We start from the raw sequence: 9692 nt of genomic DNA, 5'->3' as shown, positions 1-9692 counted from the left end.
GGGTCGTCGGGCCGGTGCTCGCGCACCCAGTCGATCTGCTCGGGCACGGGCCCGGTCACCTCTCCCCGGTAGTAGTCGGTGTCGGTCGTCCCCGGCACCATGGGGTGCGGGGCGGCGAGCATGCCCTCGCGCAGCGGCGCGAGGAGGTCTTCCTTCTCCCAGATCAGCCCTTCACGGGTGGGTCCGGTGAGCTCGTACTCGTTGGTCATGGTGAGCGCCCGGGTGGGGCACGCCTCGATGCACAGCCCGCAGAAGATGCAGCGCAGGTAGTTGATCTGGTAGACGCTGCCGTAGCGCTCGCCGGGCGAACGGTGCGCGCCGTCGGGGAGCGCGGAGTTGTCCGCGCCCTCGACGTAGATCGCGTCCGCGGGGCACGCCCAGGCGCACAGCTCGCACCCGATGCACTTCTCGAGGCCGTCCTCGTACCGGTTGAGCTGGTGGCGACCGTGGTAGCGGGGCTTGGTCGGCACCTTCTCGAACGGGTACTGCTCGGTCACGGTCGGTCGGAACATCGAGGAGAACGTGACCCCGAACCCTGCGACCGGCGCGAGCAGCCCGCCGAGCCCCTTCCTCTGCGGGATCAACGACTCGTAGTCAGCCACGGGGGACCTCCTCGTCCTGGGCGTCGGGTGCTGCGGGACCCGCACCGGGCGGGCTGTCCTCGGGGACCAGGCGCCGTGCTCGGCGCGAGGCGCTGGGCAGGGTCTGGCCGGGCAGCGGCGGGACGGGGAAGCCGCCCGCGAAGGCGTCGAAGGGCTCGGGGGCCGCGGTGGCGCCCTTGCGGTAGGGGCCCGACGGCGTCGCTCCCCCGGCCGTCTCGGCCGCCCCTCCGGGTTCCTTGCGCGCCGGCCACAGGAAGATCGCGAGCATGGCGACCACGAACAGCGCGCCGGCCGCGACGAGGATCGCGCGGTTGTCGACGTCGCCGAAGCGGATGAGGCCCTGGACGACCGAGAGCACGACGATCCAGGCGAGCGCGGCCGGGATGAGGACCTTCCAGCCGAACTTCATGAACTGGTCGTAGCGCAGGCGCAGGAGCGTGCCGCGGACCCACACGAACACGAACATGAAGGCCCAGACCTTGACGAGGAACCAGAGGATGGGCCACCAGCCCTCGTTGAACATGCCGTCGTTGATCGCGGACAGCGGCCAGGGGGCGCGCCAGCCGCCCAGGAAGAGCGTGGTCGCGACCGCCGAGACGTTGATCATGTTGATGTACTCGGCGAGGAAGAACCAGGCGAACTTCATGGACGAGTACTCGGTCATGTAGCCCGAGACCAGCTCGCCCTCGGCCTCGGGGAGGTCGAACGGCAGGCGGTTGGTCTCGCCGATCATCGCGATGATGTAGATCACGAAGCTCGGGATGAGGATGAGCGCCCACCAGACCCTGGTCTGGGAGTCGACGATCTCCGAGGTGGACATCGAGCCGGCCATGATGAAGACGCTCACCAGGGCCAGGCCCATCGCGAGCTCGTAGCTGATGACCTGGGCCGTCGAGCGGACCGCGCCGAGCAGCGGGTAGGTCGAGCCGGACGACCAGCCGCCGAGCACGATCCCGTACACGCCCACCGAGGCGCACGCCAGGATGTAGAGCACCGCGACGGGGAAGTCGGTGAGCTGTGCGGGCGTCGAGTAGTCGGTGAACGGGATCGTGACGTTCGGCCCGAACGGGATGACCGCGAACGTCAGGAGCGAGCAGAACACCGCGATCATGGGCGCCAGGATGTACACGAACTTGTCCGCCGCGGAGACGGTGAGGTCCTCCTTGAGCAGGAGCTTCATGGCGTCCGCGAGCGACTGGAGCAGACCGAACGGCCCGTGCACGTTGGGTCCGGGACGGACCTGCATCCGGGCCACGACCTTGCGCTCGAACCAGATCGCGATGAGCACGCTCGTGAGCAGGAACACGATGATGAGGACGGCCTTGACCAGGTACGTCCAGCCGTTGTCCTGGGAGAAGTCGGCCGCGATCCCGGGCACGCCCGGGGTCTCGGAGGCCAGTGCCGCCTCGGAGACCAGGGCGAGGTTCAGCAGGCCGCTCATGATGCTCCCCCGTCGGTGGGCTGGGTGGTTCCGCCGGGCCGGGAGGCACCGGTGGTGCGCGGGCCGGGACCGGCGACCGGCTCGACGCGCACGAGCGCGCCGGGGGCCACGCCGAGGTCGCGGTGGACCTGCGACCCCTCGGAGCCGAGCGGCAGCCAGACGACGTGCTCGACCATGTCGGTGATCACCACGGGCAGCTCGATCGACCCGCGGTCCGTCGAGACCCGCACGACGTCGCCCTCGAACAGGTCGGCGGCCGCCGCGGTGGCCGCGGACATCCGGGCCACGGGTCGCTTGGCCGTGCCCGCGAGGAAGCGCTCGCCGTCCTGGCCGCGCCCCGCGTCGAGCAGCAGCCGCCAGCCCGCGAGGACCGCGGTACCGGGAGCGACCGCCGGGGGCTCCGCGGTCGGGGTCGAGGGCGCTGCGGGGCGTGCACCGTCCCAGGTGCCGAGCTGGTCGATCTCCGCCCGGACCTCCTCGACCGTCCGCGCCCCCAGCGTGACGCCGGCCGCGTCGGCGAGCGCGTCCAGGACGCGGTGGTCGGGCATCGCGGTCGTGGCCAGCGCGGCCTCGAACGACCGCACGCGACCCTCCCAGCTCACGAACGTGCCCGCCTTCTCGACGGGCGGCGCCACGGGCAGGACCACGTCGGCCAGGGCCGTGACGTCCGAGGCACGCACCTCGAGGGACACGACGAACCCTGCGGCCCCCAGCGCCTTGCGGGCGTGCTCCGGGTCGGGCAGGTCGTCGGTGTGCAGGCCGCCCACGAGGACGCCGCCGAGCTGCCCCACGGACAGCGCGTCGAGGATATCGCCCGTGTCGCGACCGGGCGTCTCCGGGAGGTGCTCGACGCCCCAGGTGACGGCCGCGTCGACGCGCGCTGCGGCGTCGGGCACGGGGCGCCCGCCGGGCAGGAGGCCCGGCAGCGTGCCCGCCTCCACCCCGCCGCGCTCGCCCGCCCGGCGCGGGATCCACGCGAGGCGTGCCCCCGTGGCCTCGACGAGGCGCACCAGCGCCGAGTACCCGCCGGGGACCCCGGCGAGCCGTTCGCCGACCAGGACCACCGCGCCGGGCTGCGCGAGCGCGTCCCGCAGGGCCGAGACCTCGGCGGGCTCGTCGACGGACTCGGAGGCGTCGGGTCCCACGGAACCGTCGTGGCCGAACAGCGTCTGCGCCCCGGAGGCGAGCACGTCGAGCCACTCGGCCTCGGTGCCCGGGGCCGCGCGCAGGAGCGTGCCGTCGAGTCGCTGCACGCCCCGGCTCGCGAAGGGAGCGAGGGAGAAGACCCGCAGGCCGCGCTTCTGCACGCCCTTGCGCAGGCGCAGGAACGTCACGCCCGCCTCCTCCTCGGCCTCGAGGGCCACGAGGAGCACCGCGGGCGCCTTCTCGAGCTCGTCGAACGTCACGCCCAGGCCCGTGCCCGCGACCCGGTGGGCCAGGAACTCGGCCTCCTCGGCCGAGTGCACGCGGGCGCGGTGGTCGACGTCGTTGGTGCCGAGCACGACCCGTGCGAACTTGCCGTACGTGTACGCGTCCTCGACCGTGAGGCGCCCGCCGGGAAGCACCCCGACGCCGCCCGCCGCGCTGGCGCGCTCCAGACCCGCCGCCGCGACCTCGAGGGCCTCGGCCCAGCTCGCAGGGCGCAGCTCGCCGCGCGTGAGGCGCCCGTCCTGGTCGACCTCGCGGTCGCGCACGAGCGGGTGCGTGAGGCGGTCCGGCGCGTCCTGCCACGTGAACGCGAAGCGGTCCTTGTCGGTGATCCACTCCTCGTTGACCAGCGGGTCCTCTCCCGCCAGGCGCCGCAGCACGACGCCGCGGCGGTGGTCGACGCGGATCGCGGAACCGCACGCGTCGTGCTCCCCCACGCCGGGCGTCGAGACCAGGTCGAAGGGCCGCGAGCGGAAGCGGTAGGCCGCGCCCGTGAGGGCACCGACCGGGCAGATCTGCACGGTGTTGCCGCTGAAGTAGGACGCGAACGGACGGCCCGACTCGTCCTCGAGCGCGGCCCCCACGGGCGCCTCGAAGCCCGCCCGGGCGCCGTAGGGCAGGGCGCCCGCGGGTGCCGCCGCCTCGGAGTCGCCGTCGGCGAAGCCCAGGACGCGTGCGTCGTAGCGGCCGATCTGCTGCTGCGCGCCGCGCTTCTGCAGGTCGATGAACGCGTCGCCCGCGATCTCCGCGGAGAACCGGGTGCAGCGCTGGCACAGGACGCAGCGCTCACGGTCGAGCAGGATCTCGGTCGAGATCGCGATGGGCTTGGGGAACGTGCGCTTGACGTCGACGAACCGGCTCGTCGCACGACCGTTGCTCATGGCCTGGTTCTGCAGGGGGCACTCGCCGCCCTTGTCGCACACCGGGCAGTCGAGCGGGTGGTTGATGAGCAGGAGCTCCATGACGCCGTGCTGCGCCTTGTCCGCGACCGCGGACGTGTGCTGGGTCTTGACGACCATGCCCGGCGTGGCCTCGAGCGTGCACGAGGCCTGCGGCTTGGGCATGGGGCGGACGTTGCCCTCGCGGTCGGGGGTCGCGACCTCGACGAGGCACTGGCGGCACGCCCCCGCGGGGGCGAGCAGCGGGTGGTCGCAGAACCGCGGGATCTGGATGCCGACCTGCTCGGCGGCCCGGATGACCAGGGTGCCCTTGGGCACGGCCATCTCGATCCCGTCGATCGTGAACGACACGTCGTCGGGACGGGCGGGGGGCTGAGCGCCTCCCGCCGCGACCGTGGTCGACGGCTTGGGCGTCGTGGTCGTCATCAGTGCGCTCCTGCCGTCAGGGCCTGCGGGGCACGCCGGGGCGTGTAGTCGAACAGCGCGGCGGCCGACGGGTCGAACGGGCAGCCGCGCCCGGTGATGTGCGCCTCGAACTCGTCGCGGAACAGCGCGATGCTGCTCGTGACGGGCGAGGTGGCGCCGTCCCCGAGCGCGCAGAACGCGCGGCCGAGGATGTTGTCGCACGTGTCGAGCAGGACGTCGAGGTCGCCCTCGGTGCCCGCACCGGTCTCGATGCGGCGCAGGATCTGCTTGAGCCAGTAGGTGCCCTCGCGGCACGGCGTGCACTTGCCGCACGACTCGTGGGCGTAGAAGTCCATCCACCGGCTCACGGCCCGCACGACGCACGTGGTCTCGTCGAAGATCTGCAGCGCGCGCGTGCCCAGCATCGAGCCCGCCGCCGCGACCGACTCGTAGTCGAGCGGGGTGTCGAGGTGCGCGTCGGTGAACAGCGGGGTCGAGGACCCGCCGGGGGTCCAGAACTTGAGCCGGTTGCCACCGCGGACGCCGCCCGCCATGTCGAGGAGCTCGCGCAGCGTGATGCCGAGCGGGGCCTCGTACTGCCCCGGACGGACCACGTGCCCCGACAGCGAGAACAGCCCGTGGCCTGCCGAGCGCTCGGTGCCCATGGACGTGAACCAGTCGGAGCCGTGGTTGACGATCGCGGGCACGCTCGCGACGGACTCGACGTTGTTGACCACGGTGGGCCGTGCGTACAGGCCCGCGACCGCGGGGAACGGTGGCTTGAGGCGCGGCTGGCCGCGCAGGCCCTCGAGCGAGTCGAGCAGCGCGGTCTCCTCGCCGCAGATGTACGCGCCCGCCCCGGCGTGGACCGTGACGTCGAGGTCGAAGCCGGACCCCTGGATGTTCTTGCCCAGGTACCCGGCCGCGTAGGCCTCCTCGACGGCCCGCAGGAGGCGGCGGTACACGTGCAGGACCTCGCCGCGCACGTAGATGAACGCGTGGTCGCACCCGATCGCGTAGGACGTGATGGCCACGCCCTCGATCAGGAGCTGGGGGCTCGCGAGCATGAGCGGGATGTCCTTGCACGTGCCCGGCTCGGACTCGTCGGCGTTGACGACGAGGTAGCGGGGGCCGCCGTCGGGCGCGGGCAGGAAGCCCCACTTCATGCCCGTGGGGAACCCTGCGCCGCCGCGGCCGCGCAGGCCCGAGTCCTTGACGACCTGCACGACGTCCGCGGGCGGCTGCGCGAGGGCCTTCGCGAGGCCCTGCCAGCCACCCTGCGCGACGTAGGCGTCGAGGGTCCAGGAACGGTCCGCGTCCCAGGTCTCGCTGAGGATCGGGGTCAGCGGGTCGATCGTCTGCTCGCTCACGGCTGCTTCCCCTTCGAGGCGTCGGGAGTCTCGCCCGTGGCGTCCGCGGGCGTCGTGGTCGTGCGCTCGGCCGAGGACTGCTCCTGCCCGACGGCGGAGGCGCCGTCCGCGGCAGCCGCACCCGCGTCCGTGGTCGGCTCGTCCGCCTGCTCAGGTGCCGCACCACCGGGGGCGGTCCAGTCGTGCTCCCGGGCCAGGCGAAGACCGGCGAGCGTGGGCCCACCGGCGCCGACGCCCTCGTCCGCGCGACCGTCGGAGAACCCGGCCAGCACGCGGCTCATCTGCTTGAACGTGCACACCGAGGCCGCACCGCGCGTGGGCGCGACGTCCTCGCCCGCCCGGAGGCGGTCCGCGAGCTGCGTGGCCCCCGCGGGGGTCTGGTTGTCGAAGAACTCCCAGTTGACCATCACGACCGGCGCGTAGTCGCACGCCGCGTTGCACTCGACGCGCTCGAGCGTGATCGCGCCGTCCTCGGTCGTCTCGTCGTGCCCGACCCCCAGGTGCTCCGAGAGCTCCTCGAAGATCTCGTCGCCGCCCATGATCGCGCACAGCGTGTTGGTGCAGACCCCCACGGTGTAGGTGCCGTTGGGGTGGCGCTTGTACTGCGTGTAGAAGGTCGCGACGGCCGACACCTCGGCGGCCGTGATCCCCAGCTGCTCCGCGCAGAACGCGATGCCGTCACGGGACACGTAGCCGTCCTGCGACTGCACCAGGTGCAGCATGGGCAGCAGCGCCGACCTCTTCTCCGGGTACCGCGCGACGATCGCCGCGGTGTCCTGCGCGAGGCGCGCGTACGTCGCCTCGTCGTATCCGGACCTGCGAGCCTCGAGCGTCATCGGTCCACCCCTCCCAGCACCGGGTCGAGCGAGGCGACCGCGACGACGACGTCGGCGACCTGGCCGCCCTCGCACATCACGGCGACCGCCTGCAGGTTGTTGAACGAAGGATCGCGGAAGTGCGCCCGGTACGGGCGCGTGCCGCCGTCGGACACCAGGTGCACGCCCAGCTCGCCGCGCGGGTGCTCGACCGACTGGAACACCTGGCCGACCGGGACCCGGAAGCCCTCCGTGACCAGCTTGAAGTGGTGGATCAGGGACTCCATCGAGGTGCCCATGATCTCCCGGATGTGGTCGAGCGAGTTGCCCTGGCCGTCCGACCCGACGGCGAGCTGCGCGGGCCACGCGATCTTCTTGTCGGCGACCATGACGGGCTGGCCCGCCGTGGCCTCGAGACGCTCGAGGCACTGCTCGACGATCCGCAGCGACTGGTAGCACTCCTCGAGCCGCAGCACGACCCGCGAGTAGCAGTCGGCCTCGTCCGACGTGGGGACGTCGAAGTCGTACGTCTCGTAGCCGCAGTACGGGGCGGCCTTGCGCACGTCGTACGGCAGGCCCGTCGAGCGCAGCACCGGCCCGGTGATCGCGAGCGCCATGCACCCCGACAGGTTCAGGTGACCGACGCCCTGCAGGCGCCCCTTGAAGATCGGGTTGGCGAGCATGAGGTCGCCGAGCTGCCCGAGGTAGCCGCGGATCAGCGGGTCGGCCTTGCGGACCTGGGCCACGACGTCCGGCGGGACGTCCTGGACCACGCCGCCCGGGCGCACGTACGCGTGGTTCATGCGCAGCCCCGTGACGGCCTCGAAGATCCGCAGGATCTCCTCGCGCGCCGTGAAGGAGATGGTCATGACCGTCGTGGCGCCCATCTCGTTGCCACCGGTCCCCAGGCACACGAGGTGGGACGCGATGCGGTTGAGCTCCATCATGAGGACGCGGATGACGCTCGCCCGCTCGGGGACGTCGTCCGTGATGCCGAGGAGCTTCTCGACCGCCAGGCAGTAGGCCGTCTCCTGGAACAGGGGCGCGAGGTAGTCCATGCGGGTGCAGAACGTGACCCCCTGGGTCCACGTCCGGTACTCCATGTTCTTCTCGATGCCCGTGTGCAGGTAGCCGACGCCGCAGCGGGCCTCCGTGACGGTCTCGCCGTCGATCTCGAGCATGAGCCGCAGCACGCCGTGCGTGGACGGGTGCTGGGGGCCCATGTTGACGACGATGCGCTCCTCGCCCAGGGAGGCGGCCTCCACCGCGTTCTTGGTGATGTCGGCCCAGTCGCCCCCCGAGGCCTCGAAGCTCGGGATGCTCGGGTCGAAGTCCCCGTACGGCGCCTTCGTGGCGTGGGGCGTGGTGGTGCTCACGAGTACGACCTCCTCTGGTCCGGCGGGGGCACCGTGGCGCCCTTGTACTCGACCGGGATGCCGCCGAGCGGGTAGTCCTTGCGCTGCGGGTGGCCGGGCCAGTCGTCGGGCATCTCGATGCGGGCGAGGGCCGGGTGGCCGTCGAACACGATCCCGAAGAAGTCCCACGTCTCGCGCTCGTGCCAGTCGTTGGACGGGTAGACCGACGTGGTCGACGGGACGTGCGGGTCCGCGTCCGGGACGGAGACCTCGAGGCGCAGGCTGCGCCCGTGGGTCACCGACGTCAGGTGGTAGACGGCGTGCAGCTCGCGGCCCACGTCGTGCGGGTAGTGCACGCCGCTCACGCCCATGCTCAGCTCGAAGCGCAGGTCCTGCTCGTCGCGCAGCGCCCGGGCGACCGTCACGACGTGGTCCCGGCGCACGTGCAGCGTCAGCTCGGCGTGGCGTCCCGGGGGGTCCACGACGACCTGCTCGACCGCGTCCTCGAACCGCACGCCGGACTCCGCGAGGACCTCCGCCAGGACGTCGACGGCCTCGTCGAACCAGCCGCCGTACGGGCGCGCGCTCGGTCCGGGCAGCACCACGGGACGCACTAGCCCGCCGTACCCCGAGGTGTCGCCCGACCCGTGGGCGCCGAACATGCCCGTCCGGACCTCGACGACCTCGAGGGGCTCGCGGCCGCCCGCCTCCGGTCCCGTCACGAGCTCGTCGCCGGGCACGTCGCCCTTCGCGACCTTCTCGCGCTGGACGTCGTCCGCGGGGCGGCCCGTCGAGCCGTCGTTGGTGCTCGTCACCGCAGCAGTCCCTTCATCTGGAACGTGGGGGTCGCCTCGAGGGCCGCGGCCTCCGCGGCCTTGGCGGCCTCGCGCCGGTTCACGCCCAACGGCTCCGCCTGGATCTGCTCGTGCAGCGCGAGGATCGCGTTGATCAGCATCTCGGGGCGCGGCGGGCAGCCGGGCAGGTAGATGTCGACCGGCACGATGTGGTCCACGCCCTGCACGATCGCGTAGTTGTTGAACATGCCGCCGCTCGACGCGCACACGCCCATCGACAGCACCCACTTGGGCTCGGACATCTGGTCGTAGACCTGGCGCACCACGGGCGCCATCTTCTGGCTCACGCGACCCGCGACGATCATCAGGTCGGCCTGCCGCGGCGAGGCCCGGAAGACCTCCATGCCGAAGCGGGACAGGTCGTAGCGCGACGCGCCGGCCGCCATCATCTCGATGGCGCAGCACGCCAGGCCGAACGTCACCGGCCACAGCGACGCCTTGCGGAAGTACCCCGCGAGGTTCTCCACGCTCGTGAGCAAGAAGCCCGAGGGAGCCTCTTCGATCCCCATCTGCGTTCTCCCTA

At 72.2% G+C, this 9692-nt stretch carries 8 protein-coding genes; all 8 read right to left on the bottom strand.

Translation table 11 applies throughout. The features are described from left to right. Window positions 1–602: NADH-quinone oxidoreductase subunit NuoI (nuoI, locus tag H9623_RS16595; protein ID WP_193721121.1), on the bottom strand; the 602-nt coding region annotated here is incomplete at its 3' end. Continuing rightward, window positions 595–2043, bottom strand: a complete 1449-nt coding sequence (nuoH, locus tag H9623_RS16590) for an NADH-quinone oxidoreductase subunit NuoH (protein ID WP_193721120.1) — start codon at window positions 2041–2043, stop codon at window positions 595–597. The genes nuoH and nuoI, both read right to left, overlap by 8 nt. Next, the gene (locus tag H9623_RS16585) at window positions 2040–4796 is read right to left on the bottom strand and encodes an NADH-quinone oxidoreductase subunit G (RefSeq protein WP_193721119.1); all 2757 of its coding nucleotides are present in this window, start codon (window positions 4794–4796) and stop codon (window positions 2040–2042) included. Before H9623_RS16585 ends, nuoH begins: the two co-directional genes overlap by 4 nt. Further along, window positions 4796–6130, bottom strand: coding sequence for an NADH-quinone oxidoreductase subunit NuoF (nuoF, locus tag H9623_RS16580; protein ID WP_193721127.1), 1335 nt, complete (start codon window positions 6128–6130; stop codon window positions 4796–4798). The genes H9623_RS16585 and nuoF overlap by 1 nt, the downstream gene beginning before the upstream one ends. 11 nt (window positions 6131–6141) lie before the next feature. After that, window positions 6142–6981 carry an NADH-quinone oxidoreductase subunit NuoE gene (gene nuoE, locus H9623_RS16575; RefSeq protein WP_193721118.1) on the bottom strand — a complete coding sequence of 280 codons (840 nt, stop codon included), beginning with the start codon at window positions 6979–6981 and terminating at the stop codon, window positions 6142–6144. Then, a complete protein-coding gene (locus H9623_RS16570) occupies window positions 6978–8336 on the bottom strand; it encodes an NADH-quinone oxidoreductase subunit D (protein WP_193721117.1) in 1359 nt (452 codons plus the stop codon). The genes nuoE and H9623_RS16570 overlap by 4 nt, the downstream gene beginning before the upstream one ends. After that, the gene (locus tag H9623_RS16565) at window positions 8333–9055 is read right to left on the bottom strand and encodes an NADH-quinone oxidoreductase subunit C (RefSeq protein ID WP_193721126.1); all 723 of its coding nucleotides are present in this window, start codon (window positions 9053–9055) and stop codon (window positions 8333–8335) included. The genes H9623_RS16570 and H9623_RS16565 overlap by 4 nt, the downstream gene beginning before the upstream one ends. Window positions 9056–9126: 71 nt before the next feature. After that, window positions 9127–9678, bottom strand: a complete 552-nt coding sequence (locus H9623_RS16560) for a NuoB/complex I 20 kDa subunit family protein (protein ID WP_191791733.1) — start codon at window positions 9676–9678, stop codon at window positions 9127–9129. Window positions 9679–9692: the final 14 nt, after the last annotated feature.

Source organism: Oerskovia douganii (genome assembly GCF_015142735.1).
GTDB classification, from domain to species: Bacteria; Actinomycetota; Actinomycetes; order Actinomycetales; family Cellulomonadaceae; genus Oerskovia; species Oerskovia douganii.
Note: the sequence above shows the minus strand (reverse complement) of the source record. Positions and strands in the feature narration are given on the sequence as shown.

Excerpts from the sequence above, each read along its gene's own strand:
- nuoH (WP_193721120.1), bottom strand. The coding sequence starts at position 2,043 with ATGAGCGGCCTGCTGAACCTCGCCCTGGTCTCCGAGGCGGCACTGGCC.
- H9623_RS16585 (WP_193721119.1), bottom strand. The coding sequence starts at position 4,796 with ATGACGACCACGACGCCCAAGCCGTCGACCACGGTCGCGGCGGGAGGC.
- nuoE (WP_193721118.1), bottom strand. The coding sequence starts at position 6,981 with ATGACGCTCGAGGCTCGCAGGTCCGGATACGACGAGGCGACGTACGCG.
- H9623_RS16560 (WP_191791733.1), bottom strand. The coding sequence starts at position 9,678 with ATGGGGATCGAAGAGGCTCCCTCGGGCTTCTTGCTCACGAGCGTGGAG.